The 25,467-nt window shown below is 38.0% G+C and carries 23 protein-coding genes and 2 pseudogenes; 15 read left to right on the top strand and 10 right to left on the bottom strand.

Annotation, left to right across the window (positions count from 1 at the left end; genetic code table 11):
* The first annotated feature begins 1 nt into the window (after window position 1).
* The 3 genes from pstB (at window position 2) to BZK16_RS08490 (ending at window position 1,774) form a co-directional block, all read left to right on the top strand.
* On the top strand, window positions 2–772 hold the full coding sequence (gene pstB, locus BZK16_RS08500) for a phosphate ABC transporter ATP-binding protein PstB (RefSeq protein WP_077928467.1): 771 nt from the start codon (window positions 2–4) through the stop codon (window positions 770–772).
* 11 nt (window positions 773–783) lie between these two features.
* Window positions 784–1,503, top strand: a complete 720-nt coding sequence (gene phoU / locus BZK16_RS08495; RefSeq protein ID WP_077928466.1) for a phosphate signaling complex protein PhoU — start codon at window positions 784–786, stop codon at window positions 1,501–1,503.
* Window positions 1,504–1,642: 139 nt separating this feature from the next.
* Window positions 1,643–1,774: a DUF3149 domain-containing protein gene (locus tag BZK16_RS08490; RefSeq protein ID WP_077928465.1), complete on the top strand. Its 132-nt coding sequence runs from the start codon at window positions 1,643–1,645 to the stop codon at window positions 1,772–1,774.
* 12 nt (window positions 1,775–1,786) lie between these two features.
* On the opposite strand, the gene BZK16_RS08485 is transcribed toward BZK16_RS08490, so the two are convergent.
* Window positions 1,787–2,416 carry an esterase/lipase family protein gene (locus tag BZK16_RS08485; protein WP_233145243.1) on the bottom strand — a complete coding sequence of 210 codons (630 nt, stop codon included), beginning with the start codon at window positions 2,414–2,416 and terminating at the stop codon, window positions 1,787–1,789.
* A 247-nt stretch (window positions 2,417–2,663) separates the two neighbouring features.
* On the opposite strand from BZK16_RS08485, the gene BZK16_RS08480 reads away from it, so the two are divergent.
* Window positions 2,664–3,428, top strand: a complete 765-nt coding sequence (locus tag BZK16_RS08480) for a pirin family protein (protein WP_077928463.1) — start codon at window positions 2,664–2,666, stop codon at window positions 3,426–3,428.
* A 23-nt stretch (window positions 3,429–3,451) separates the two neighbouring features.
* On the opposite strand, the gene BZK16_RS08475 is transcribed toward BZK16_RS08480, so the two are convergent.
* Complete coding sequence (locus BZK16_RS08475) at window positions 3,452–4,306, bottom strand: EamA family transporter (RefSeq protein WP_077928462.1); 855 nt, start codon at window positions 4,304–4,306, stop codon at window positions 3,452–3,454.
* 114 nt (window positions 4,307–4,420) lie between these two features.
* Here BZK16_RS08475 and BZK16_RS08470 point away from each other — a divergent pair, with 114 nt between their 5' ends.
* Together BZK16_RS08470 and murJ are read left to right on the top strand one after the other, a co-directional pair.
* Entirely contained in the window at window positions 4,421–4,831 is a 411-nt protein-coding gene (locus BZK16_RS08470) for a lipid II flippase MurJ (RefSeq protein ID WP_077928461.1), read from the top strand.
* The gene (gene murJ, locus BZK16_RS08465; protein ID WP_096777512.1) at window positions 4,803–6,227 is read left to right on the top strand and encodes a murein biosynthesis integral membrane protein MurJ; all 1,425 of its coding nucleotides are present in this window, start codon (window positions 4,803–4,805) and stop codon (window positions 6,225–6,227) included. The genes BZK16_RS08470 and murJ overlap by 29 nt, the downstream gene beginning before the upstream one ends.
* A gap of 200 nt (window positions 6,228–6,427) precedes the next feature.
* On the opposite strand, the gene BZK16_RS08460 is transcribed toward murJ, so the two are convergent.
* The gene (locus tag BZK16_RS08460; protein WP_077928460.1) at window positions 6,428–6,904 is read right to left on the bottom strand and encodes an S-ribosylhomocysteine lyase; all 477 of its coding nucleotides are present in this window, start codon (window positions 6,902–6,904) and stop codon (window positions 6,428–6,430) included.
* 55 nt (window positions 6,905–6,959) lie between these two features.
* A complete protein-coding gene (locus tag BZK16_RS08455) occupies window positions 6,960–8,453 on the bottom strand; it encodes a YifB family Mg chelatase-like AAA ATPase (protein ID WP_077928459.1) in 1,494 nt (497 codons plus the stop codon).
* A gap of 226 nt (window positions 8,454–8,679) precedes the next feature.
* On the opposite strand from BZK16_RS08455, the gene BZK16_RS08450 reads away from it, so the two are divergent.
* On the top strand, window positions 8,680–11,634 hold the full coding sequence (locus tag BZK16_RS08450; protein WP_077928458.1) for a TonB-dependent receptor domain-containing protein: 2,955 nt from the start codon (window positions 8,680–8,682) through the stop codon (window positions 11,632–11,634).
* Window positions 11,635–11,706: 72 nt separating this feature from the next.
* On the opposite strand, the pseudogene BZK16_RS08445 reads toward BZK16_RS08450, so the two are convergent.
* Window positions 11,707–12,219: pseudogene (locus BZK16_RS08445) on the bottom strand (pyridoxal 5'-phosphate synthase lyase subunit PdxS); the annotation flags it as partial.
* Window positions 12,197–12,475 (bottom strand): annotated as a pseudogene (locus BZK16_RS08440) (magnesium chelatase domain-containing protein); the annotation flags it as partial. The pseudogenes BZK16_RS08440 and BZK16_RS08445, both read right to left, overlap by 23 nt.
* A 171-nt stretch (window positions 12,476–12,646) precedes the next feature.
* On the opposite strand from BZK16_RS08440, the gene BZK16_RS08435 reads away from it, so the two are divergent.
* Window positions 12,647–15,640, top strand: coding sequence for an autotransporter family protein (locus BZK16_RS08435; RefSeq protein WP_077928456.1), 2,994 nt, complete (start codon window positions 12,647–12,649; stop codon window positions 15,638–15,640).
* Window positions 15,641–15,726: 86 nt separating this feature from the next.
* Here the strand turns inward: BZK16_RS08435 and pdxS are convergent, their stop codons facing one another.
* The gene (gene pdxS / locus BZK16_RS08430) at window positions 15,727–16,578 is read right to left on the bottom strand and encodes a pyridoxal 5'-phosphate synthase lyase subunit PdxS (protein ID WP_077928455.1); all 852 of its coding nucleotides are present in this window, start codon (window positions 16,576–16,578) and stop codon (window positions 15,727–15,729) included.
* Window positions 16,579–16,733: 155 nt separating this feature from the next.
* Between pdxS and BZK16_RS08425 the strand changes: the two genes are divergently transcribed.
* From BZK16_RS08425 to BZK16_RS08415, 3 genes are read left to right on the top strand one after another with little or no spacing between them, the layout of a single operon-like run.
* Window positions 16,734–18,098, top strand: coding sequence for an aminotransferase-like domain-containing protein (locus BZK16_RS08425; protein WP_077928454.1), 1,365 nt, complete (start codon window positions 16,734–16,736; stop codon window positions 18,096–18,098).
* 7 nt (window positions 18,099–18,105) lie between these two features.
* The gene (locus tag BZK16_RS08420) at window positions 18,106–18,810 is read left to right on the top strand and encodes a class I SAM-dependent DNA methyltransferase (RefSeq protein ID WP_077928453.1); all 705 of its coding nucleotides are present in this window, start codon (window positions 18,106–18,108) and stop codon (window positions 18,808–18,810) included.
* A gap of 5 nt (window positions 18,811–18,815) precedes the next feature.
* A complete protein-coding gene (locus BZK16_RS08415) occupies window positions 18,816–19,463 on the top strand; it encodes a TenA family protein (RefSeq protein WP_077928452.1) in 648 nt (215 codons plus the stop codon).
* Between the two features lie 61 nt (window positions 19,464–19,524).
* Here BZK16_RS08415 and BZK16_RS08410 read toward each other — a convergent pair whose 3' ends face one another.
* Window positions 19,525–20,412 (bottom strand): LysR family transcriptional regulator, encoded by an 888-nt coding sequence (locus BZK16_RS08410; protein ID WP_077928451.1) that lies wholly within the window; start codon window positions 20,410–20,412, stop codon window positions 19,525–19,527.
* 112 nt (window positions 20,413–20,524) lie between these two features.
* Here BZK16_RS08410 and BZK16_RS08405 point away from each other — a divergent pair, with 112 nt between their 5' ends.
* The 4 genes from BZK16_RS08405 (at window position 20,525) to BZK16_RS08390 (ending at window position 24,480) form a co-directional block, all read left to right on the top strand.
* Window positions 20,525–21,862: an MFS transporter gene (locus BZK16_RS08405; protein WP_077928450.1), complete on the top strand. Its 1,338-nt coding sequence runs from the start codon at window positions 20,525–20,527 to the stop codon at window positions 21,860–21,862.
* Window positions 21,863–21,944: 82 nt separating this feature from the next.
* A complete protein-coding gene (locus BZK16_RS08400) occupies window positions 21,945–22,328 on the top strand; it encodes a hypothetical protein (protein WP_077928449.1) in 384 nt (127 codons plus the stop codon).
* 106 nt (window positions 22,329–22,434) lie between these two features.
* Window positions 22,435–23,115 carry a dethiobiotin synthase gene (gene bioD / locus BZK16_RS08395; protein ID WP_077928448.1) on the top strand — a complete coding sequence of 227 codons (681 nt, stop codon included), beginning with the start codon at window positions 22,435–22,437 and terminating at the stop codon, window positions 23,113–23,115.
* Window positions 23,116–23,124: 9 nt separating this feature from the next.
* Window positions 23,125–24,480 carry an adenosylmethionine--8-amino-7-oxononanoate transaminase gene (locus BZK16_RS08390; protein ID WP_077928447.1) on the top strand — a complete coding sequence of 452 codons (1,356 nt, stop codon included), beginning with the start codon at window positions 23,125–23,127 and terminating at the stop codon, window positions 24,478–24,480.
* A gap of 60 nt (window positions 24,481–24,540) precedes the next feature.
* Here BZK16_RS08390 and BZK16_RS08385 read toward each other — a convergent pair whose 3' ends face one another.
* Window positions 24,541–25,023, bottom strand: coding sequence for a hypothetical protein (locus tag BZK16_RS08385; RefSeq protein WP_077928446.1), 483 nt, complete (start codon window positions 25,021–25,023; stop codon window positions 24,541–24,543).
* Window positions 25,024–25,199: 176 nt separating this feature from the next.
* A complete protein-coding gene (gene yedF, locus BZK16_RS08380; protein ID WP_077928445.1) occupies window positions 25,200–25,451 on the bottom strand; it encodes a sulfurtransferase-like selenium metabolism protein YedF in 252 nt (83 codons plus the stop codon).
* Between the last annotated feature and the right edge of the window lie 16 nt (window positions 25,452–25,467).

Here is a 25,467-nt window from a genome sequence, read left to right as displayed (position 1 = left end):
CATGATGGAAACTAGCATCAAAAACAAAGTTGAAGTTAAAAATTTAAACTTTTATTACCAAAAATTTCATGCATTGAGAGATATCTCTATCGATATTAAAGAGAACTCAGTGACAGCATTTATCGGGCCATCAGGTTGTGGTAAATCAACATTATTGCGTACATTTAACAAAATGTATGAGTTGTATCCAGAGCAACGTGCAGAAGGCGAGATCTTGTTGAATGGTCAAAATATTTTGACAGATAAGCGTGATGTTTCATTGCTCCGAGCACAAGTTGGTATGGTTTTCCAAAAGCCAACACCATTCCCAATGTCGATTTATGACAACATTGCATTTGGTATTAAGCAATTTGAAAAATTATCTCGCGTTGAAATGGATGAGCGCGTTGAATGGGCTTTGACAAAAGCGGCTTTATGGAATGAAGTGAAAGATAAGATTCATCAAAGTGGTAACAGCTTATCGGGTGGTCAGCAGCAGCGTTTATGTATTGCACGCGGGATTGCAATTAAGCCTGAAGTGTTATTGCTGGATGAACCATGTTCTGCGTTGGATCCAATTTCAACAGGCCGCATTGAAGAGCTCATAACAGAGCTTAAAGATAGCTATACAGTTGTGATCGTAACGCATAACATGCAACAAGCAGCACGTTGTTCTGATTACACTGCATTCATGTATTTGGGTGAATTGGTTGAATATGGTAAAACAGATGATATTTTCACATCACCAGTGAAAAAACAAACAGAAGATTACATCACTGGTCGTTACGGTTAAGGGGATTTTGAATGGATTATTTAGGTAAGCACATTTCTGGGCAGTATGATGCAGATCTCGCACATATCCGTAAAGAAGTGATGACAATGGGCGGATTGGTTGAAAAACAATTCAGCGATGCGATCAGCACTGTATTGGTGCATGATGTAGATTTAGCAGAATCTGTGATTGCCAATGATAAAAAAGTGAATCAATTGGAAGTGGAGATTGATGAAGCATGTGTGAAAATCATTGCAAAACGTCAGCCGACAGCAAGCGATTTGCGTTTAATCATGTCTATCATCAAAGTGATTTCAGAGTTGGAAAGAATTGGCGATTCAGCGCGTGCAATTTGCCAGATTGTTAAACAAGATTTCACAGAAGAGCAGCAAAGCCTCTTACGCTCATTAGATTCTATGGGCAATAATGTTGTGAGAATGCTCAAAGAAGTGTTAGATGCATTCACACGCATGGATATGGATATGGCGCTCAAGATTTATCAGGAAGAGAAGCGCATTGGACAAAACTATGAAATGTTGATTCGTCAGATGATGACATTCATGATGGAAGATCCAAGATCTATTCCAAATATTTTGATTGCTTTGAATTGTGCAAGAGCGATTATGCGAGTAAGTTCTCGCTGTCAAAATATTAGTGAATTGATTTTCTACTTTGTTAAAGGTCAAGATTATCGCCACGTGGGTGATGATGTGATTGATACTTTATTAGAAGAAAGAAATAAGAAATCTTGATAGAAAAATTAAAATATTTATAAAAAATAATTATGGTAAAACATTAATATAGTTGATTATTATCAATGATGCTTTTCAACACTGGGCTATACTGAGCCCAGTGGTTCCTGCAATAAAGTCTATTAACAAGGGGGAAAAGATGGGTTGGTTTACAATGCCAGTGTTATTCAGTTTCTTAGGTGTTGCTTTCATTATTGGAATGGCATCTTGGTTTACTTGGTTTTTCATGAGTAAAATGAAAGAACAAGAACAACAGGAAGCTAAAAAATAATACTAAATTAAATTAGTTAGTTTCAAAATGATTTTTTTGAATAAACTGCAGGGCTTTTTCCGCCGCCAAATTTGAAAACATGAGTCCTGTGTGGCTAACGGGAATGATAGTATGATCTGTCATTCCCTTTATTTTTGTCTCTTCAATTGTCACTGTACCATCTGTTGGAATTTTCTTGCCAGGTGCAAAGAGAATACGCGCGCCAATGGTTGATTTTCCTGCGATTGAACCTAAAGCAATATCAGGGAATTGCCACTCATTATTATCTTTGGGTAATAAAATTTCTAAGCTTTTGCCCACAATGCCATCTAAACGATATTGCTGCATGAATGTTAAGATAGACGCGCCTTGCCATGGTGTGCCCATTGAAACCACTTTCTGGACTTTTTGATCAGGATTTTCCATCATAGAGAGTGTTTTTTGTGTCAATAAACCACCTAAACTATGGCACACAATGGCATTATCATCACCTAATGATTCAATCAATGCTTTGAGTTTCTCTGCGCTTTTCTCGGGTGTTTCACTGATTGTATGGTAAGAAAATACAGTGGTTGTATAACCTTTTTCTTCAAAAAAATTACGCAGTTTGATCATGGCAACACCTGGCATAAATAATCCATGAACAAGTATTATGTTTGTCATAAAAGTCCTTATTTGCAGTGATTGTCTAACACATGACATATTATATAAAGATACTGAAATGTAAATATAGATATTTTTGAAAATATTTTGGGTATAATAAGTAGTCGTAACATCCTTTCGATATATAAAATAAATGTTAACTTATGTTAATTTTAATATAATAAAGCTACAGTCTAAGCGTCATTGAAGAGTTTCACTTAGTGTTGTCGATAAGAATAAGCAAAAATTATAAATGAGCGAGGAAATAATGAAAACAGATCTAGTCTATAGATTCGATGAATTAAATGTATGTGAGCGGGGTGCATTAACTAGCCATAGATTTTTCTCTCATGGTGATTACTATGATCCTGAACGTATACAATTTGGCACATTGCGTTTATTAAACAGCAACTATTACACAGGCCCAGGGCGATTTGCTCAGCATCATCATAGTGATTTAGAAGTGATTCTAATTCCATTGACAGGGGCGATTGAATATACAGACAGTAAAGCTAATTGCTGCATTGTGAAGAAAGAGAGCTTGATTACCATTAGTGCAGGATCAGGCATTCAATATGCAATTAATAGTGCTTCACCACGTGAAGAAGTGAACTATTTAAAGATTTGGTTGTTGCCAAGAAAACGAGATTTAACGCCAAGGCATCATTTGCATTCTGTTGATATGGATATGGTGAATAACCATTTTCATTATATTGTTGTACCAGATTCAGTGACAACACACGCAGCACAGATCAACCAAGATGCGTGGGTGGCAGTTTCTCAAGTTGATACTAAGAAAAAAGTGACTTATCACAAAAAGAACCCTGATAATGGTCTGTTCTTACGCGTTTGCTTTGGTGAAATCAAAGTGCGTGGTCACAAATTATCAGAAGGTGATTGCATCGCGTTTGATGATAAAAATGATTTAGTTGTGGAAGGTTTGAAAAAGAATCGTTTCCTTTTATTAGAAGTGCCCATGAATGTCACACTGTATGATTCGGAAGAATCCATCACGATTCCTCCGAAAATGTAACACCAGTAGTTTCCGATGCTCCTCTATTTAGCCTGATTCATAATCAGGCTTTTCTTTGGCTGTTTTGCAACCCATAAAGATAACAAAATGATGGTTGAACCAATTGTAAATTCAATAGGCATATCAATAATGCCGCCAAATAGAATGTTGATCACGATGCCAAGCGGAATTAATAAGTTATTCATGACTGATAATGTGGCAGCAGATACTTTAGTTGCACCTTGTAACCAGAAGTATTGGCCCAAGCCAGTTGCCAAGAAACCAACATATAAGAGTGATAATAACGTACTTGTTTGCATGGTGAATTTCGTTGTACCTAAGAATAACCATGTTGGGAATACGATGACAAATGCACCTGCAAAGAACCAAAAGAAGTTCTGATAATTTTTAGTGGATTGCTTTTGTGTGCGTTGGTAATAAGTTTGCCCAAATGCAAAGACAAAGTTTGCGGTTTGCATCAATACAAAGCCAATCACAAATGAAGGTGAAATGGCTTGATAGCGAATGATTCCTGCACCAATGACAGCTAAAAATGCAGCTGCAAATGCACGCATTGCAAAGCGTTTTTCAAAGAAGCTGTGAATCATCACAATATAAATCGGTGTTGTGATGGAAAAGAGCAATACTTCAATCACTGTGATGTATTGGAAAGATTGATATAAAAAAATGTATGTTAAACCAAATTGGCAAGCACCACAGATCATGAGTGTTTTGATCTCTTGGCAAGCTGTTTTACGTACAAAAGGTAAGAAGATCAAAATACCGCATAGGATTCGAATCAAGACAGCTAAGTAAGGATCAACATAAGGTGAAATGAATAAGCCAATCAAAGAAAATGAGAGTGACCAAACAATTGAAACCAATGAAAGTTCTAACATACGTAAACTTTAATATAAAAATAAAGAATACATAATACTGCCGACTGAGTGAAAAAGCGAATCTTTTGGTAGTATCTTGCTATAATTTGCCCTTTGATTCTTGGCAAGACAAACATGGCAGAAATCGCTCAAAAAACAAATAAGAAAGGGCTTTTAGGCTCACTATTCACAATCAGTGCATTGACGCTCGTTTCGCGCATTTTAGGTTTAATTCGTGACATGGTTTTTGCGAGCTATTTTGGTGCAACAGCCATGATGGATGCTTTCAACGTTGCTTTTAGAATTCCCAATTTATTTCGTAGATTTTTTGGTGAAGGTGCATTTAACCAATCCTTTGTGCCTGTATTCAGTGAATATTATGAGAAAAAACGTGATCAGTTGCCACTCTTCATTGCAGAAGTTTCAGGTTCTTTAGGGATTGTATTACTCGGCATTACGATTCTTGGAATATTCTTTGCACCAGAATNTTTTTGCGAGCTATTTTGGTGCAACAGCCATGATGGATGCTTTCAACGTTGCTTTTAGAATTCCCAATTTATTTCGTAGATTTTTTGGTGAAGGTGCATTTAACCAATCCTTTGTGCCTGTATTCAGTGAATATTATGAGAAAAAACGTGATCAGTTGCCACTCTTCATTGCAGAAGTTTCAGGTTCTTTAGGGATTGTATTACTCGGCATTACGATTCTTGGAATATTCTTTGCACCAGAATTAGTCTTGGTATTTGCGAGTGGGTTCAAAAGCGATCCAGAGAAATTTGCATTAACAGCCGATTTAGTCAGAATCATGATCCCTTATGTATTTTTGATCTGTATGCTCGCAATGTATTCGAGTGTTTTGAACTCATTGGATCGCTTTGCATTGCCGGCATTACTACCAAGTTTATTGAACATTGCAATGATCATTGGCGCATTTTTGAGCGTTCAATTCCTACAAGTACCTATTTTAGGTTTGGGCTATGCGGTTCTCATTGCAGGCGTGATTCAGTGTTTTATTGTGATGTATAGCGTTCGCCAGCAGAGATTATTAACGCATGTGCCTAAAGTTGCTTTTGGTGCGCCAGGTGTGAAACAAGTCATTGTATTGATGGTGCCGGCATTGATCGGTTCATCCAGTAGCCAAATCAATATCTTGATCAATACACAATTAGCATCACGTTTAGAAACGGGCAGTGTGACTTGGTTGTATTATTCGGATCGTTTAGTGGAATTCGCTTTAGGTACAGTTGCAGTTGCATTGGGCACAGTTGTATTGCCAAAGTTATCTCGCTTAAGTGCAACGAATGATCAAGAAGGTTTCGAGAAAACTGTGAATTGGGGCATTCGTTTAGCTTTAGTTCTCGGCATTCCATCCAGTATTGGTTTGATTCTGTTAGCAGAACCACTGTTGGCACTGTTATTTATGCGTGGTGCATTCACGTATAATGATGTATTAATGTCAGCAAAAAGTCTAATCACATACGGTACAAGCATTGCAGCCTATTTCTTAATTAAGATTTTGGCACCTGTTTATTACTCAAGGCAAGATACAAAAACACCATTGAAATTTGGCTTAGTTTCCATTGCTGTGAACATCGTGTTGCAATTCATTCTAGTAAAATATTATGCACATGCTGGTTTAGCCTTATCCACATCCATCGCAGCTTGGGTAAACGCATTGTTATTGATGTTTGGCTTGCACTACTTAGGTATTTATAGATTAGGGCGATTGATGACAGGGAAGTTGTGGGTTGTGATTCCTGCCAATATTTTGCTAGCAGGCTTCTTATATTGGGCAAGTCAATACAGTGATTTTTGGATTCATTCATCTTTGTGGTTGCGCTTGTGTGGCTTGATGGGTGTTGTTGTTGTTGCGGTGATTGGCTACTTTGCATGCCTACATGTTTTGGGGTTTTCCTTGAAGCAATTCAGAAGCGTATCGTAAGAATCTTGATCTAGGTCAGAATGTAATGTTTTGTATTTATATTAATCAATGTGTAAATTTTTTCTTGTAATTGTTTGCTTGTGACGTTAATATTTTCGGCGGCCTTTGATTGAAGGCAAACCACAACAAAATTGAAAGAATAATTCAAAATATACTAATAATGAATAGCGCCCATAGCATTGGGCGCTTTTTTTTATTTCCTAAATGACATTGCGGACAAATGCATTATCGCTGATGCCTTTTTCCAACACAATTTTTGACCATTCTTTCGCTGAATGTAATGAGTGATCTTTATAGTTACCGCAAGCAACTTTAGCAATGCCTTGAACTTTATCAATGGTATAGCTATCTTTCACGATCTCTTCTAAAGTTTTCTTCAATACTTTAGCAACTTCTGTTGCACTCGGTTCACCCCAAGCAATCAAGTGGAAACCTGTGCGGCAACCAAAAGGTGAAATATCAATGATGCCATTGAGTTGATTACGCATGAGATCAGCAAAAATATGCTCAAATGTATGCATGCCACTTGTTTCAATCGCTGCTTCATTGGGCTGAGTTAAACGAACATCAAAGTTTGTGATGATGTCACCTTTAGGGCCAACTTCTTTTGCGATCAAACGGACATAAGGTGCGATGACGATATTATGATCGAGTGTGAAACTTTCTACTTCTGCCATGATTACTCCTAAATATACATGTTTAATATGTTTTAAAGCTATCCATATTTATACATTAAAAATTCATTGCGCGAAAGGCTAAAGCTTCAGTTAAATGTGTTGCCTTGATATTTTCTGAGGCTTCTAAATCTGCAATGGTCCGTGCAACACGTAGAATACGATGAAAACTGCGTGGTGATAAATTTAATCTTTTTTGTGCCTTATCCATTAATTCTAATTCTCTTGTGCCTAATTGACAATCTTCATCAATTTCTCGCACTGTGAGCAGTGCATTTTGTTTGCCACGGCGTTGATTCTGAATATTTCTTGCGGCTACTACTTGTTCTCGCATACTTGCGGAGGATTCACCGAGTTGAGTTGTTTGTAATTCTGATGTGAGCAATCGGGGTACTTCTACATGTAAATCTATACGATCTAAAAATGGTCCTGAAATTTTATTACGATAACGATTCACAGAATCTGTACTGCATTGGCACGCTTTTTCTTTATCACCAAAAAAGCCACAAGCACAAGGATTCATGGCAGCGATTAATTGAAATTGCGCAGGGAATTTAGCTTGAGAAGTTGCCCGTGAAATATTGATCACACCAGATTCTAAAGGTTCACGCAGTGTTTCTAATACTTTACGATCAAACTCAGGCAATTCATCCAAAAATAAAACGCCATGGTGCGCTAATGAAATTTCGCCAGGACGAGGATTTGAGCCACCGCCAACGAGTGCAACAGAAGAAGCAGTGTGATGTGGCTGGCGGAATGGGCGAATGCCAAAGCTATCAATGTCAAAACCTTGATGGCTCACAGAAGCAATGGCTGCTGCTTCAATAGCTTCACTTTGTAACATGTCAGGCAATATTGTCATGAATCGTGAAGCGAGCATTGTTTTGCCTGTGCCTGGCGGACCAATCAATAGAATGTTATGTCCGCCACTTGCGGCAATTTTCAGCGCGCGTTTAGCATATACTTGGCCTTTAATGTCGAGCATATCTAATGCTGTGTGATTATGAATGACCTCCATTTCTTCGGGAGCTTGTAGTGTGCATTTGCCTTCTAAACATTCCACAACTTCTTTCAAAGAATTGGCAATCAATATATGTTGGCTATCTAAGAATCCCACTTCGTTAGAACGATCCGCAGGAATGATAATATTTTTAGAGTGGTGAATGGCAGAAATGACTGTGGGCAATAAACCACGAATGGCGCGTAAATCACCTGTTAAAGCCAATTCACCAATGAATTCATAATTATTAATCTCTTTAGATTGCAGTTGGCCTGATGCAATTAATACACCAAGCGCTATGGATAAATCATATCGCCCACCTTCTTTAGGTAAATCGGCAGGTGATAAATTAACAGTGATTTTTCTTGCAGGGAATTCATAGCCAGAATTGATGATGGCAGCACGTACACGGTCTTTACTTTCTTTAACAGCAGTTTCTGGCATGCCCACGATATTAAATGCAGGTAATCCATTACTGATATGAGTTTCAACACGGACAATTTCGGAGATTAACGCTTTTTGTGCTCGGGTATATAAAACAGACAAACTCATATTTCACCTTCAGATTTATTGTTAATAAATGTAAATTTAACATGCTAAAAATGTGAAGGTTATTAAAAATTCTTATATGAATAACAATCAGATATTTCTTATGAATCATTATAAATTACGAGTAATATTCTTAAATGAAAATAATTTACTTTAGAGAATGATAATTAATTGCATTTGATAATATTTTTGATAATATCTTCCCGTTATTTTGAGCAATGGGTTTTGCATGAATTTTAATTGTAAATATCCGCTAAATACTTTAGCGGTGGCTGTAATGTTTGTATGTTTTGGTTCAATCAGTTATGCGGAAGAAAGCAGTGAAGATGATGCCATTGATCTTGGGCAAGTGACCGTTTTAGGCGAACGTGATGCTAAAAGCCATGATGAAAAACATAACCAAGTTTATGATCGTAGTATCTCTTCTGTATATCGAGACAAAACAGAAGTAGAACGCTTTAAAGGTGCAGTGCCTGCTGATATTTTTAAAGGCATGGTTGGTGTGAATAGCGGTGATGCGCGAAATAGTGGTGCATTGGATCCTAACGTTCGTGGTATTCAAGGGCAAGGCCGAGTACCTGTGACAATTGATGGTACAGAACAAGCCATTACAGTTTGGCGCGGTTATGCGGGTGCAAATAACCGTAACTACATTGACCCAATGTTGATTGGTGGCATGACAGTAGAAAAAGGCCCAGCTTTAAGTCGTGGTGTGAATAGTTCGGTGGGTGGTTCAGTTGCGATTACGACATTGGGTATTAATGATATTGTGCCTGAGGATGAAAACTGGGGCATTGATCTGAAAGTTGAAGGCAGTAATAACTCTATTACACCGAATATGCCAAACATCAACGCGCCATTGCCAAATATTTTAGGTTCATCGACGAATATTCCTTATCTATTTTCATTTTATGATAATGCAACAGCTGTCACACCTCGCACAAGCGGGCAGAATGCCTTTGGTGCTGACCAAGCTATTCGATTGGCAGCAGGTAAAAAATGGAATGATTTTGATCTGTTGGGTGTTTATGTTTACCGTAAAAAGGGCAATCATTTCTCTGGTAGAAATGGTGCAGGCCGTTATTCTGGTGGTGAATACAATAAAGAAAATGCAGCAGAACGCAAAGACTTCTGGGATAACTATACCAAGCATTTAGCGGATGTTTATCAACCAGGCAGCGAAGTACCGAATACATCGAATGAGATGCAATCACTGTTATTGAAAGGTACTTGGCGCCCAACAGATGCACAAGCTTTAGAATTAGGGCTTCGTCATACTTGGGGCAAATACGGTGAAATTATGCCATCTCGTGTGGCGAATCACTTATCAGACTTAGATCATTTGTTGAATACATCACTTGAAAATCCTATGAAGGATTATGTGCGTGAACAAATTGTGGGTAAATTCCCACAATGGCCATTGAGCACAGTGAAAACAACTGCTGTGTATTTGAATCATAAGTGGAATCCTGAAAATAAGTTCATTGATTTAGAAACAAACATTTGGGGCACAAAAACCATTTTAGATACACATACTTCTGGTGGTTATCCTCGTGAGTTTTATAGTTCATTTTTGCATCCTGAATTATCAGGAAAATGGCGCAATACATCTTTAACCAATTCTGATAACCGTCGCTGGGGGATTACAACCAGTAATAAAATGGAGTTGACAGATAAATTGGATTTAACATTGGGCAGCAGCTATCAATATGAAAAGTTAAATTCAAAAGATATTTGGTATTACGATCCCAAAGAAACTCAAGGTTATTCTTTTAGAACCATTCCAAGAGAAGGTTGGCGTAAAGAATGGAATATGAGCTTTAACTTTGATTGGCAGCCAACATCTTGGTTAGATTTGAGTGCAGGTATGCAAAAGCAAGGTTATTCTTCCTATGATGAACAGTTGAATCGTCAGCGTAAAGCTAGAAATCAAGCTTACGCAAGTAAAGGTGCACCTGGATTATTGATGAACTATGAACTTGCACCAACCCAAGAGTTATTGGATGCTCATGCTAAATTCACAGCAGGTCGTAATAGCAATGATTCTGCTGAGAGAACAAAAGCAATGCGTGAGTATATGACTTTTGTTCAAAATTATAATCGTGAGTTGGCAGAAAAAGGCATATCAGCAAAAGTTCCAGTTTTCTATGATCCTGAAAGCCAAACAATTTCAGGTGACGAAACTTGGTATGTGCGTGAAGATGGCAAGTTCCATGAAGAAGATAATCCATTCAGAAATGGCAAAATAGAATCGATTGGTGGAAAGCCTAAAGCGAATGCAAACTACACACATACGAATCGTGCGTATGAAGGTGATCCGTTTGCAGAAGTACCAAAACAAAGCAATAGTGGCACATGGCAACCTGTTTTAGCTGCAACAGTTTGGGTGAGTGATAATGCTAGATTTTATGCGCGTTATGCTAAAACCCAGAGAATGCCGAGCATGTTTGAATCTACAGTTGGCTTTTCTGCCAATCCAATTTATTTAGGTACAGGATTGAAACCAGAGAAAAGCACAAATATTGAAGTGGGTTATGTGCATGACTTGAGTGAATTATTGGATGCTGATCGCTATGCTGATGTGAAAATTGCATGGTTTAAAAATACGATCAAAGATGTAATCGACCGTGACCAATTTTTTTCATTAAGAAACATTGATAAGCAGATTGTGAGTGGTTTGGAATTCCAAAGCCGTTATGACAATGGGAGATTCTTTGCAGATTTCAGTGCATCTTATTTCTTGAAAAATAAAGTTTGTGATAATTCGACAGCTATTTCAATGGATCCTTATTATGGCCGCATTAATAGCTGTGTAAAAGATGGCTTCTATAACAGTTATCTCCGTAATATGACTCCACCAAAATATGCATTGAATCTGACATTAGGCGGGCGCTTCTATGATGATCGATTAGAGTTTGGCACAAGGCTTTTACATCATGCAGGTTCTAAAAATACGGATAAAGAAAACTTTGGTGACATTGCACCATGGCAAACAAATGTGCCTGTGCATTGGGCGAAAGCAACGACTGTAGATGCTTGGGTGAATTATAAGTTTGATAAAAATACATCGCTAGAAGTTGTGGCGACTAACTTAACAAATCAATATTATCTCGATCCATTAACGCGCTCACATTTCCCCGCGCCAGGTAGAACAATTCGCGTAGGATTTAATATTAAATTCTAATCATTATTTTAGACATAATGATTAATTGAAAGGTTGCTCAGAAATTTGAGCAACCTTTTTTGATCTTGAGAATTAACGACCTGCCATAATCTCAGATTCTGCCAATGTTGCAATTTCAATGCCTTTCATTGGTTGACCTAAGTTACGAGAGAGTTTTGCTAATAGATCAAAATCTTCATAGTTAGCCACAGCTTGTACGATTGCTTTGGCGAATAATTCAGGGTTTTCTGATTTGAAAATGCCAGAGCCAACAAATACACCATCAGCACCCAATAACATCATTAATACAGCATCCGCTGGCGTTGCAACACCGCCTGCTGCATAGTTTACAACTGGCAAACGACCAGCTTTTTTGATCTCTTTGATCAATTCATAAGGCGCTGCGATATCACGCGCGTAAACCATCAATTCATCATAGGGTTTTGTCGTTAATAAAAGAATTTCTTCATTTACTTGGCGCATGTGGCGTACTGCTTCCACAATGTTGCCTGTATCAGGTTCACCTTTTGTGCGAAGCATTTGTGTGCCTTCACCAATGTGACGAAGTGCCTCACCCAAATTACGGCAACCACAAACGAATGGCACGTAAATAACCTGTTAAGGCTAATTCTCCGATGAATTCGTAGTTATTAATCTCTTTAGATTGCAACTGCCCCGATGCAATTAATACGCCGAGTGCGATGGATAAATCATATCTTCCACCTTCTTCCAGTAAATCTGCAGGTGACAAATTGACAGTAATTTTACGAGCAGGTAATTCATTACTAATATGAGTTTCAACGCGGACAATTTCAGAAATTAATGCTTTTTGTGCTCGGGTATATAAAACAGACAAACTCATATTTTACCTTGAGATTAATTGTTAATAAATGTAAGTTAACATGCTGAGTGAATTTGAATTATTAAAAATGTTTTATACTGCTAATTGCCTCTGTATTATACATGCGTATCTTAACGAAATTCTAAAAATGTAAATTCTATCAGTATAAACTTGTTAAGTTAAAAGGAAGTTATGAAAAAAAAATATTTAAACATTAAATTGGCCTTGATTATTTTGGGAGCTCTTTCCACTCATGCAATAGGTCAAAATCTATTAATTGGTAATGGCGGTGGCGGTGGCGGTGGCGGAGCAGCTACTGGAAGCGGCGGCGGCGGTGGTGGCGGTGGCATACTTGCGGGTAGTGGCGGTGCAGGAGGTATTGGCCGTGTTGGTGGTAAGGGGGGAAGTGGTGATAGCTCAGGTATTGATGGAACGAATGCTGGTTCAGGCGGTAATGGTGGTAATGGTGCATTATCTACTTATAATAGTAATAATATAAAAATAACAGATAATCAATATGATAAAAATTGGGACATTATAGCTATTGGGGGAAGTGGCGGTGGCGGTGGCGGTGGCGGTGGCGGTGGACCAGCAGGAGTTGGTAAAGGCGAAGATGCGAATAATGATATTGCTGGAAAAGGAGCTGTACGGTCTAGTGGTGGGCGAGGTGGTGGTAATGGTGGTAATGGACAATCAGGTGCATTAGAAATTGATAATACTACTATTAATGTTAGTAATTATATACGAGTTGGTGGGTTAAATGGTGGTAATGGTGGTAATGGTGGTAATGGAGTAGGAGGATCAGCAGGTAGAGCTGGTGATGGTGTGCTAACTCTTTCAAATGGTTCAGAAATTAATATTGGAAAAGAGCTTATTATTGGTGCTGATGGGGCTGGTATTGTCAATTTAAAGGATAATAGTTCAATTAATCTTGGTAATTCAGGAACCATTGTTATTAACTCAAATGGAGTTTTAAATATAGGTGGAACTATTAATGGCTTAGATCGCAATACGGGAGGTACTATTTCCAGTGTACAGGATATACAAAACTCAGGAGTCATTAACTTCAATCAATCAGATAGTGTTTTAATTTCTTCTTCTATCATCGGTGTAGGTAGTATTAATGTAAATGGAGGTGATAGAGGAGTAACCATTTTAGAACAAAATAATAGCTATGTTGGTGGCACGACAATTATATCGGGCACCTTGCAGTTAGGTAATGGTGGCACAACAGGTCTAGTTATAGGTGATATTACCAACAACGGCACATTGGCGTTTAATAGAAGTGACTCATTGACTTTTGGCAATGTTATTTCAGGATCAGGCTCAGTTCATCAGATTGGAAGTGGTGAATTAGTGCTTTCGGGTAATAATTCCTACTCTGGTGAAACCTTTGTTTCTAAAGGAAGTTTAGTTGCTGGTTCTGCAAATGCATTGGCCCAAAACGGTAAGTACACTGTAAAAGATGGAGGTACATTAAATCTAAATGGGTATGATCTTTCAGTTAGTTCATTGAATGGAGAAAATGGTGTTGTTGATTTAGGTAGTGGTAATTTAACCTTTAATTTAATAGGTGATAGTGAATTCAATGGCTCTATTAATGGGGCAGGAGGTATTGATTTAAATGGTGCAGGGCAAGTTTTGTTATTAGGTGGTGAAAATACCTATACAGGTGAAACAAATATTAATTCTGGAGAGTTAAGGCTCAACGGTTCTAACGCTAAGTTATCTGGTACCAATCTTGTTAATATTTCTGAAAATGGTAGGGTTTCAGGCAGTGGAACTATAGACGGAAATGTAATTAACAAAGGAGCATTTTTTGTGGGGAGTGCGGCACGATCAAATCTGAGTTCTGTCAATAACTTTGCTGTATTAGGGGACTTTCAAAATGCGGGAATGATTGACTTATCCATGAGTGGTTTGGATAGTACATTAAATATTGGTGGTGATTATATAGGTATTGATGGGCGTTTAAGGCTTTCTACAAAGCTTGGAGATGATAGCGCAACAACTCAGCTGCTGAGTATCGATGGTAATGCAAGTGGGAAAACATCTGTATATGTCACTAATGTTGATGGATTAGGTGGGCAAACAGTTCATGGTATTAAGGTGATTGAGGTTGCAGGTACTTCGAATACAGATGCTTTTAAGCTTAGCAATGTCGTTGTTGCTGGTAATTATGAATATCAATTACAACAGTCAGGTGAAGATTGGGTTTTGGCCTCTCATAGTATTAATGACAATAATGGTCATGATATATCATGGTATCGACCAGATGCAGGTGTAAATATGGGGGTGGGAGCTGTAGCAGTTAGTTTGTTAACCCCTGAAATAGGTAGTTTTGTGGTGAGAGATAGAGGTGAGAAAAGCAGCAATGTCTGGATGATTACAGATTATCGTAAAACAAAGGGTGAAGGTGCTCATGGGCAACTCTCATTTAAAAGTACGATAAAAGGCATACAATTAGGTGTCGATCATACATTTAAAACAGGAGACAGTTCTTTAGTACTAGGAGTTATGACATCGATTCATAAAATTGATGGCAAAGCAAGTAATAAAATAACAAGTTCTAGAGCGATATCAGATACTGATGCTTATGGATTTGGCCTATATGGTACATGGTATTTGGATAATACTAATTTAAGCCCATATATCGATGTTTATGCACAATATCAAAAGTTTAAAACAACTAATAAAACACGAGGCAATGCGAGTTATAAATACCATAGCCATGGTATTAGTTTCACTACTATAGGAGGCTATCCAATTGCTTTAGTAGAGAATATTATATTAGAACCGCAAGTTCAGTTAGGCTATGTTGATTATCGAAGTGATACATTTAGAGATCACAATGGTAATTTATCTAAAACAGTGCTTAAGGGCAACTTCATTGGTCGTGTTGGCACAGTATTGACATTCAATACAGACTCGATAATAGAGCCTTATGCCGGTGTTAGTATTTGGTATGACAATACTCAAGTTACTACACATTATGGTGATAGTATAAGATTGGGATCTTTTGAGGCATTAAAGTCCTATAAAAATGGCACTATGTTTGAGGGTAAACTTGGCTTTAATGCAAGGCCATCAAAAGATTTGAAAATATGGGGTGAAATAAAGGGGTTAACCGGTAAGCAGCCGACAAAAAATTATGGTTTATCGATTGGTCTTGAGTATAATTTCTGATTATTTCAAGCACCTATAAAAGAATTAGTTATATTTATCAAAAAAAGTTGCTTGTATTCTAAGCAACCTTTTTTTGATCTTGAGAATTAACGACCCGCCATAATCTCAGATTCTGCCAATGTTGCAATTTCAATGCCTTTCATTGGTTTGCCTAAGTTACGAGAGAGTTTTGCTAATAGATCAAAGTCTTCGTAGTTAGCTACAGCTTCTACGATTGCTTTGGCGAATAACTCAGGATTTTCTGATTTAAAAATACCAGAGCCAACGAATACACCATCTGCACCTAATAACATCATCAATACAGCATCTGCCGGTGTTGCAACGCCGCCTGCTGCATAGTTCACAACTGGTAAACGACCCGCTTTTTTGATCTCTTTGATTAACTCATAAGGTGCTGCGATATCGCGTGCATAAACCATCAATTCATCATCTGATTTTGTCGTTAATAAACGGATTTCTTCATTCACTTGGCGCATATGGCGCACAGCTTCTACGATATTGCCTGTACCTGGTTCACCTTTTGTGCGAAGCATTTGTGTACCTTCACCAATGCGACGAAGCGCTTCACCCAAGTTACGGCAACCGCATACAAATGGTACTTTGTAATCACTTTTCAATAAGTGATAAACATCGTCCGCTGGCGTTAATACTTCACTTTCATCAATATAATCAATGCCAATTGCTTCTAAAATACGAGCTTCTGCAATATGCCCGATGCGTACTTTTGCCATCACAGGAATCGAAACTGATGCTTTGATTGCATGAATCAATTCAGGATCAGTCATGCGAGCAACGCCACCTTCCTTACGAATGTCTGACGGTACACGTTCCAAAGCCATGACTGCAACAGCGCCTGCAGCTTCTGCAATTTTTGCTTCTTCTACATTCACAACATCCATGATTACGCCGCGCTTTGGCATTTCTACAAATTTAGTCATTCCAATATCCTCGTTGGTCTTTTAATGATTAACAGAGCATGTAGACTAACAAAGGGAATAGATACGAAATAGATCCAATTGGTTGCTTTTTATACCATCCACTTTTATTGTATTTCTTCTGCTATGCTTAGTGTGGATTGAGGAAATGGATTGAGATGTTTAACATTCAAAAGCAAAGTGGCAAACCACTGTATCAACAAATCATTGAAGGTATTGAAGCTGCTATTATTTCAGGTGAATTATCGCCGGGTGAGCGTTTGCCTTCAGAGCGTGATTTGAGCATTTGGCTCAATGTGAATCGTTCTACGGTGATTCGTGCTTTAGATGAATTGGCTGACCGCAATATTATCATTAAAAAGCTTGGTTCGGGTACTTATGTGAATGACCAAAAATGGGGGTTGTTAACCTATCCATCTTTCAATTGGCGCAATAATATTGTAGATAGTTATCAGCAATTACCATCATTTCAGCCAACATCTACACAAAGTAATCATGATCTACGCAATGGTGATTTGCCAATCGATCTTTATCCATCACTCAAGTTACCTGAATGGGATTGGCAATCATTGATCTTGGCAGAGCAGCAAGATAATGCACAACTGGGCATTTTATCGCTACGGGAATCTGTTCAGCAATATCTCAAAACGCGATTCAATTTTACTGTGTCTGTTGAACAGATCATGATTACATCAGGTGCTCAGCAAGCAATTTCTCTGATTGCTTTGGGTTTATTAAAGCCGGGTGATGCAATCGGAATTGAACAGCCATCTTATTTCTATGCTTTGCCGATTTTTCAATCTGTGGGTTTAAGGATTTATGGCATTCCTGTGGATCAACATGGCTTGTCCATTGAGCGATTAGATGAATTGGTGCATAAGCATTCGTTAAAAATGCTATTTGTGAATCCTAATTTTCAAAACCCTACAGGTTCAGTGATGCCAATGAACCGTAAAAAAGCTTTGATGGATTTCTGCCGACGTAAAAACCTTCCAATTGTGGAAGATGATGCTTATAGCCAACTATCTTTTTATTCCACGATTGATACGAGTCCCATTAAGCAATTGGATATCGAAGGGCAGACGATTTATATTGGCTCACTGTCCAAATATCTCGGGAAATCCATCCGAATTGGTTGGATGATTGCACCTGAATCTGTGGTGAATCATTTGGCGAATATTCGCCAAAAGCTCGATTCAGGCTTGAGTGCATTGCCACAAGTAATGGCGGAGCATTATCTGAATCATTATGCATTCACGCATGAAGAGCATTTACGCAAAGAGTTACACCAGCGTGCGCAAAACTGTGTGCAATGGTTGAAGGAAACTTTGCCAAACGATTATCAATTTGATCTGCCATTGGGTGGATTTCATCTATATCTAACCCATAAAAATGCCACGAAAAACATCATTGATTCGTTGGCTGATATGAATATTTTAGCGTTATCTTGCGAATATTTTGGTGATAAAAAACTCCAAAATAGTGCGAGATTGAGCTTCACACATTTTACCAATGAATCTTGAGGAAATTATGAGTCAAAAGAGTTTTGATCAATATGCAGAAAAATATGACAGCTGGTTTTTAGAGAATGAAAACGTGCTGTTATCAGAAGTGAAATTAGTGGCCAAAACTTTAGAAGGTTGCCAGAACATTTTTTCAGTGGGTTGTGGCAGCGGTTTATTTGAGTCGATTTTGCGTAAAGATTACGGCATTGAGATCAATGAAGGCTTAGAGCCATCGAAAGATATGGCAGAAATCGCACAAAAGCGTGGCGTTAATGTGACAATTTCAACATCTGAAGATTTTGATTATGCAGATAAAAAATATGACACGATCATTTATAACGGTTGCCCTGGTTACATTACAGATTTAGAAAAAGCGTTGAAAAATAGCTTTGATGCTTTGAATGTTGGCGGGAAATTGATTGTGATTGATATTCCAAAAGAGAGCGGATATGGGCTTTTGTATAACTTGGCAAAAGCTGTGAAATCTTGGGATCATCCATTATTGAAAGAAGCTTATCCTCGTAATCCTTATCCGATTGAATTGGTGGATCAAGCCAATTGGCGTACAACGGGCGAAAAGATTGAAACCATGAAAAAGATTGGCTTAACAGATTTCGAATTTTATCAAACCTTAGTAGCGCATCCTGTCTATTCCAATGATAAAGCAGAAGAGCCAATCGAAGGTTATGATAAAGGTGATTATGTTGCCATTTGTGCTTATAAAAGGTAATCATCATGCAGCATAATCAACAAGGTTGGAGTGAAGTTGCATGGCAGAAGCATTTGCCGATTTATGAAAAAACTCAGCAATTGCCATTCGTTCAGGAGCTGATCACAGGAAAATTGAATGCAGATAGCTTTATGTTTTACATTGAGCAAGATGCATTGTATTTGCAAGCATTCACAAAGTTATTGCGCACAATGGCGGAGCGCATTCCTGAACCTAAATATCAACAATATTTTCGTGATTTTGTGGAAGAAAATATGGCAGCAGAACAAGGCTTGCATGATATCTATCTAGAGCGAGATTTGGCTGATATTGAACCGACAGAAACTTGCCAAGGTTTCATTGAATTCAATGAAGAGCTTGCAACATTGCCGATTGAATTAGCAGTTGCAGGAATGTTGCCGTGTTTTATTGTGTATCAGCAATTGGGCATTTATATCTATGATCAACATTTAAGAGAGCATAATCTCTATGTGGATTGGATCGATATGTATGCAGGCATTGAACATTCAGAATCGGTGCGTAAACTTCGCGAAGTGTGTGATCATTATGGCGATCAAGCTTTGGACTTTATCCGCAATCAAATGAATGATTATTACGAAGAAGGTTGCTTGTGGGATCAGAGATTCTGGCAAAGCTGTTATGAACAGCAATAATTCATAATTCCCCTATTGTTAATCTCTCTTCCTTTTGGGAAGAGAGAATATCGATTATTATCTATGAATTAAAATAATGCTGTTTCAAATAATCAATGAATAATCGTGTTTTGTTGGGCAAGTGCTTTTGATGCAAATATAAAGCGTGAATGTCTTGTGTTGGCAAAGAATAATCAGGCAAAACACGCATTAATTTCCCTTGGTTGAGACCACTTTCAACTAGCCACAATGGGCAAATGGTTAAACCTAAACTATCGACAGCCATCAAATGTGTCAATCCGCCTGCATTTGTTTGGTGTTTGCTAGAAGGTGGTACGAAATGAAAATCCTTCTGTGTTGCATCATTTGTTAACGTGAAATAGTGGTTCTGCCACTGCGTTTGTGTGATCCAAGGCACATTCAGTAAATCATCCAATTGATTCACAGGATATTTTTCTAAAAATTCAGGTGAAGCAACCAAGATAATTTGAAATTGCCCGATTTTACGGCTTTTTAATGAGCTATCAGGCAAGTTACCTAATCGAATCACGATATCCAATTGATCCGCAATGAGATCATTGATAGAAGAATTTACATCATAATGAATTTGTAGATTTGGATGCTTTTGGCAGAATTTTGTGAGAATGGGCGCAATGAATTGCATGCCAAATTCGTACGTAGAGCCAATGCGCAAAGTGCCATTTAGCTGCGCATCATTGTGCTGAATCTTTTCCACAGCTTGTTGATAACTTTGAAAAATAGCTTGGCAATCTTGATAGAAAGATTTGCCTGCATCTGTTAATTCAATTTGACGAGTATTTCTATGGAACAATGTCACGCCCAAATTCTCTTCCAATTGCTTGATTTGAATGCTCACCATTGCACGGCTTAAGTCCAAAGATTCAGCTGCTCTCGTGAAAGAGCCCAATTCAGCAACCTGTAAAAATGTTTTAATTTGTTTAAATTCCATAGAATATTTCTCTAATTGTTTAACTCTGTTTAACAATGAGTTTAGTTTCATTGCATCGACAGTACAAGCCTAGCCTTTTAAGATTGCTTCTTTTTATGATTCGAGCATTGTGATGTCGTACCGTTATCAATTGGCAATTGTCTTTTTATTGGGATTTTTCTTAGATTGCCTCAATATTTTTATGTCCGTAATGGCTTTACCAGCCATTTCCGTGCAAATGCAACTGTCTGCCAATGAAATAACATGGATCAGCCATGCATATATCTTGGGCTTAACGCTGATCATGCCGCTCAGCCATTGGTTTGCGAATTTGATTGGCGCAAGTAAATTATTAACGTTATCTATGCTGATTTTTGCGTTGGCAAGCTTTGCATGTGGCATGAGCGGTGATGTTTATAGCTTAATGTTAGCTCGCTTCATTCAAGGGATTGGCGGTGGCTTAATGATTCCGCTCGGGCAAGCGCTAGTTTTTCAGGCATTTTCATTAGCAGAGCGCAGTAAAATCTCCACCATGATCATGGCAATTGCGTTGATCGCACCAGCATTTTCACCAAGCTTGGGCGGAATGATTGTGGATGTTTGGTCTTGGCATTGGGTTTTCTGGGTGAATGTACCATTAGCGATTGTCACTGCATTGTTGGCATGGTTTTGGGTAAAAGATTCCGCCACTCAAAAGATCATTAAACCTGACTGGATTGGCTTAGGGTTAATTTCATTCAGTTTGCTATTAGTTCTAACGGCATTGACGCAATATGGCTTACAAAATTATTCAGTATTCATACATTTGGCATTATTCATTGGGATCACTTTATTTGTCATTTACTATCGTTACAGCAGAAATAGTGTGAATGCTTTGGTGGATTTATCACTGTTGCGTAATCGACGATTAAATGTATCTGTTGCTGTTTATTATGCTGTGCCGGGCGTTTTTATGGGCGTGAACTTTTTGGCAATATTTTATCTACAAAATATTCTTGGATTTTCAGCAACCCAAACGGGGCAGATGATGCTTTTGTATGCGATGGGTGCATTTGGTGCGATGCTCTTCAGTGGGCGATTTTATAACCAAATGGGCGCTAAAAAGCTTTTATCTATTGGCTTAATCATTCACAGTTTAGGAATTGGCACATTGTATGGAGTAGATCAATCTCACACATTAATCATTTTGATTCCGGCTTATTTATTGATGGGGATTGGCGGTGGAGTAGGCGCCAATGCCGCACAAACAACAGCGCTTTTAGATTTCAAAGATGATGAATTACTCAAAGGCAGCGTGTTGTGGAACATTAATCGCCAAGTAACTTTCTGCATTGGGTTATCAGTTTTAACGTTGATGTTTTCACTGTGGCAATTGATCGTACCTATTGAATTAGCTTATACAACAACCTTTTTAAGTGCAGCCATGATCGGAATTGTCACGTTATTCATGGTTCGTAAATTACCATCTTAAAATTATTTCTCCGGTATCTCGCTTTATGACGAGATATTAATCTTATGGTTATGTTCAAGTTATTTAAAAATAAGGAAAATTTATGTCAAAGATTCAAATTGCAAAGCAAAGTGTGATTGATATTCACGAATACATCGAAAATGTATTTACGCAGAATCAACCTGAAGCATTAGCTCAGTTATTCAACGCTTTTCACCCTGATTTTCAGATGATCACCACAACAGGGTACAAGGTGAATTTAGAAGCTGTTCAGCAATTATTTACAAGCAAGCAAGGCATAAGAACAGGTTTAAAGATCACAATTGAAGATATTAACGTGATTAATCACCAAGATTCTACGGTTTGGTTGCAATACAAAGAAATCCACAATGAAAACGGCGTGATTACGAGCCGATTATCCACAGCATGTGTAATTGTTGAGAATAATACTTGGCAATGGATTTATTTGCATGAAACATCTATTTGAATTTATTCAATAAATAATATTACGTAAACTAGTAATTATTTTAATAGATTGACATAAGGCGCTGTATCGTTACAATTTTATCTGTTTTTAATTAAGGCAGAATGAAATGGCAACGATACAGCGCTTTTTTGTGACGGGCACAGATACAGAAATTGGCAAAACAAGAATCACGGCAGGCTTATTAGAGAAAGCAGGGCAGTTGGGCTTGCAATCTTTGGGGATTAAACCTGTGGCAAGTGGCAGTGAGATGACAAAAGAAGGGCTTCGCAATGAAGATGCTTTGGCACATCAAAAAGCTTCCACATATCCTTGCGATTATGCTGTAATCAATCCTTTTTGTTTTGCACCTGCGATTGCACCGCACATTGTAGCGGAACAAGAAAATGTAGAACTCACTGTAGATTCCATTAATGAAGCCTTGAAATCTGCATTAGCACAATCGGCTGAATTTGTATTGATCGAAGGCGCAGGTGGCTGGCATACGCCGCTCAATCAACAAGAGTGTTATTCAGATTGGGTGAAAGCAGTAGATTTACCTGTGATTTTAGTTGTGGGTGTGAAGTTAGGTGCAATCAATCATGCATTGTTAACGCAGGAATCCATCCAAAAAGCAGGTTTACGATTAGCAGGTTGGGTTGCCAATTGTGTTGATTCTGATATGCCATACCAAGTTGAAAACATCGAATATTTAAAAGCACACATGCAAGCGCCTTGCTTGGGGGTTGTGTCATTTTTAGCAGAGGGCGATTCTGCAGCTGATTATTTATCCTTACCATCATTAAAATAAGAGAAAACCATGACTGAAAATCAAAAATGGATGCAACGTGATTTATCCGTTGTTTGGCATCCGTGTACGCAAATGAAAGATCACGAAACTTATCCATTAATCCCGATTAAGCGTGGCGAAGGTTTATGGCTCTATGATTTTGATGGCAATAAATATTTAGATGGCATCAGTTCTTGGTGGGTGAATGTGTTTGGGCATGCGAACCCTCGCATTAATCAAGCTGTGAAAGATCAATTGGATCAATTGGAACATGTGATTATGGCGGGCTTTACACATGAGCCGATGATCGAATTATCAGAAGAATTGGTACGCATTACAGGCGAAGGATTGGATTACTGTTTCTACGCGGATAATGGTTCATCGTGCATTGAATCTGCGCTCAAAATGAGCATGCATTATTGGCGCAATATTGGCGAACCCACAAAGAATAAATTTGTGACGTTCACCAATAGCTATCATGGTGAAACTGTGGGTGCGATGTCCGTTGGCGATGCTCCTTTATACACGCAAAGCTATAAATCGATGCTATTTGATACATTTAAAGTCACAGCGCCAGATCTGTATTACAAAGCGGAAGATGAAACGGTTGAAGCTTATACATTAAAAATGTTTGTGGAAATGGAAGAGTTAATCCACAAGCATCACAATGAAATTGCAGCAGTGATTATCGAGCCATTGGTGCAATGTGCAGGTGGAATGAGAATGCATTCTCCATTGTATTTAACGAAGTTGCGTGCATTGTGTGATCAATACAATGTGCACATTATATTGGATGAAATTGCAGTTGGTTTTGGTCGCACAGGCACGATGTTTGCCCATGAACAAGCGAATATGGTGCCAGATTTCTTGTGTTTATCGAAAGCTTTAACAGGTGGATATTTGCCAATGTCCGTTTGTATGACAAGCAAGAAAGTCTATGATGCTTTTTATCGTGAATATCATCCTGAATCAGTATTTTTGCATTCTCATAGTTATACGGGCAATGCGTTGGCTTGTAGTGCAGCATTGGCGACATTGTCTATTTTTAGAGAAGATAATGTGATTGAAAATAATCAGAAACTTATTCAAGCATTTGCGAAACATACGAATCCACTTAAGGATCACCCAAATGTGGCAGAAGTTCGCCAGCAAGGCATGATCACGGCGATTGAAGTTGTGAAAGACAAAGCAACCAAAGAATCATTTTCTTGGGATAAGCGTTTAGGCTTAAAGATGTTTGATTATGCAACGAAACAAGGCTTATTGATTCGCCCATTAGGCGGAATTGTATATTTCAATACGCCATATATTGTGACTGAAAAAGACATCGAATGGATGGTGAATATCGCTAGTGATGCGATTGATTATGGGTTGAAGAATATCTAGCCAAACCATTATATGAAGCCACTAAATCATAAATTTTTAGTGGCTTTATCATTTGAAATTTTATTCTGTCAGTGCAAATTTTACTGCAGGAAATGTCGTATTGCCTGTAGAAATTTCTAACGAAAACTCACCAACAGGATCAGAATTGCTTGGAATCCAGCAACCCATATACAAACCATTTTGTTCTTTAAGATCAGCTGTTGGAATATTATGAGTAATCGTCCATTGCGTTTTATCTTTGTTGTGTTTTACAGTTTGACCATTGCTAACATTAAAACTACCTGCTTTTGGTGTTGTAATTTTTTCAGTGAGTTGGACTGTTTTTTGAGTCAATTTTTCCGCAGGAATAGTTGTCATCCAGCAGTAACTTTCCTCTTTTTTAATAGAAAAAGATCGTTTATTGGGATTTAAATCGAGTGAGCCATCTTTTTTTTCTCCTAAATGGAAGAAAACGAATTTAGATGCATCTTGAGCTATAGCTAGGTTTGCCGTGGGAACTAATAGTGAACATATTAAAGACGTGATGAGTACTTTCTTCTTCATGATGACTCCTTCATAATCTTAGATTTATTGTTATTTCTATCGTTTCTATTATTTTTTGGTCTGTCTGTTTTCGAGTATATATGAATATTTTGGAATGTAGAATAGTTAAATGATGTCGAAGAAAGAAATTTCATCTCGGCAAAAGAAAAGCCGCAATAGTGCGGCTATGGTGATGTTTACTTACGAATTAAATAGCGAATTGTTGGGCCATGTTGCTCAATGGCTAAGACTTCATAGCCATGATTCTTTGCATCAATCGGAATATTGTTGATGGACTGTGGGCAATCGCTGATGACTTCTAAAATGTCACCATCATTCAATTGTGGTATCACTTCCAATGTTGCAACCGCAGGATAAGGGCAAGGTTCGCCCACCATATCTAGGCGCAATGTTGGGATGATTTCATCGACATTGATTGAATTACTCATATTATTTTCCTTATAG

Source organism: Wohlfahrtiimonas populi, assembly GCF_002006795.1.
GTDB classification, from domain to species: Bacteria; Pseudomonadota; Gammaproteobacteria; order Cardiobacteriales; family Wohlfahrtiimonadaceae; genus Wohlfahrtiimonas; species Wohlfahrtiimonas populi.
This window is presented reverse-complemented; position numbering and strand designations above follow the sequence as displayed.

Coding starts and splice junctions, on each gene's coding strand:
- pstB (WP_077928467.1), top strand. CDS start 2: ATGATGGAAACTAGCATCAAAAACAAAGTTGAAGTTAAAAATTTAAAC.
- phoU (WP_077928466.1), top strand. CDS start 784: ATGGATTATTTAGGTAAGCACATTTCTGGGCAGTATGATGCAGATCTC.
- BZK16_RS08490 (WP_077928465.1), top strand. CDS start 1,643: ATGGGTTGGTTTACAATGCCAGTGTTATTCAGTTTCTTAGGTGTTGCT.
- BZK16_RS08485 (WP_233145243.1), bottom strand. CDS start 2,416: ATGACAAACATAATACTTGTTCATGGATTATTTATGCCAGGTGTTGCC.
- BZK16_RS08480 (WP_077928463.1), top strand. CDS start 2,664: ATGAAAACAGATCTAGTCTATAGATTCGATGAATTAAATGTATGTGAG.
- BZK16_RS08475 (WP_077928462.1), bottom strand. CDS start 4,306: ATGTTAGAACTTTCATTGGTTTCAATTGTTTGGTCACTCTCATTTTCT.
- murJ (WP_096777512.1), top strand. CDS start 4,803: ATGATGGATGCTTTCAACGTTGCTTTTAGAATTCCCAATTTATTTCGT.
- BZK16_RS08460 (WP_077928460.1), bottom strand. CDS start 6,904: ATGGCAGAAGTAGAAAGTTTCACACTCGATCATAATATCGTCATCGCA.
- BZK16_RS08455 (WP_077928459.1), bottom strand. CDS start 8,453: ATGAGTTTGTCTGTTTTATATACCCGAGCACAAAAAGCGTTAATCTCC.
- BZK16_RS08450 (WP_077928458.1), top strand. CDS start 8,680: ATGAATTTTAATTGTAAATATCCGCTAAATACTTTAGCGGTGGCTGTA.
- BZK16_RS08435 (WP_077928456.1), top strand. CDS start 12,647: ATGAAAAAAAAATATTTAAACATTAAATTGGCCTTGATTATTTTGGGA.
- pdxS (WP_077928455.1), bottom strand. CDS start 16,578: ATGACTAAATTTGTAGAAATGCCAAAGCGCGGCGTAATCATGGATGTT.
- BZK16_RS08425 (WP_077928454.1), top strand. CDS start 16,734: ATGTTTAACATTCAAAAGCAAAGTGGCAAACCACTGTATCAACAAATC.
- BZK16_RS08420 (WP_077928453.1), top strand. CDS start 18,106: ATGAGTCAAAAGAGTTTTGATCAATATGCAGAAAAATATGACAGCTGG.
- BZK16_RS08415 (WP_077928452.1), top strand. CDS start 18,816: ATGCAGCATAATCAACAAGGTTGGAGTGAAGTTGCATGGCAGAAGCAT.
- BZK16_RS08410 (WP_077928451.1), bottom strand. CDS start 20,412: ATGGAATTTAAACAAATTAAAACATTTTTACAGGTTGCTGAATTGGGC.
- BZK16_RS08405 (WP_077928450.1), top strand. CDS start 20,525: ATGTCGTACCGTTATCAATTGGCAATTGTCTTTTTATTGGGATTTTTC.
- BZK16_RS08400 (WP_077928449.1), top strand. CDS start 21,945: ATGTCAAAGATTCAAATTGCAAAGCAAAGTGTGATTGATATTCACGAA.
- bioD (WP_077928448.1), top strand. CDS start 22,435: ATGGCAACGATACAGCGCTTTTTTGTGACGGGCACAGATACAGAAATT.
- BZK16_RS08390 (WP_077928447.1), top strand. CDS start 23,125: ATGACTGAAAATCAAAAATGGATGCAACGTGATTTATCCGTTGTTTGG.
- BZK16_RS08385 (WP_077928446.1), bottom strand. CDS start 25,023: ATGAAGAAGAAAGTACTCATCACGTCTTTAATATGTTCACTATTAGTT.
- yedF (WP_077928445.1), bottom strand. CDS start 25,451: ATGAGTAATTCAATCAATGTCGATGAAATCATCCCAACATTGCGCCTA.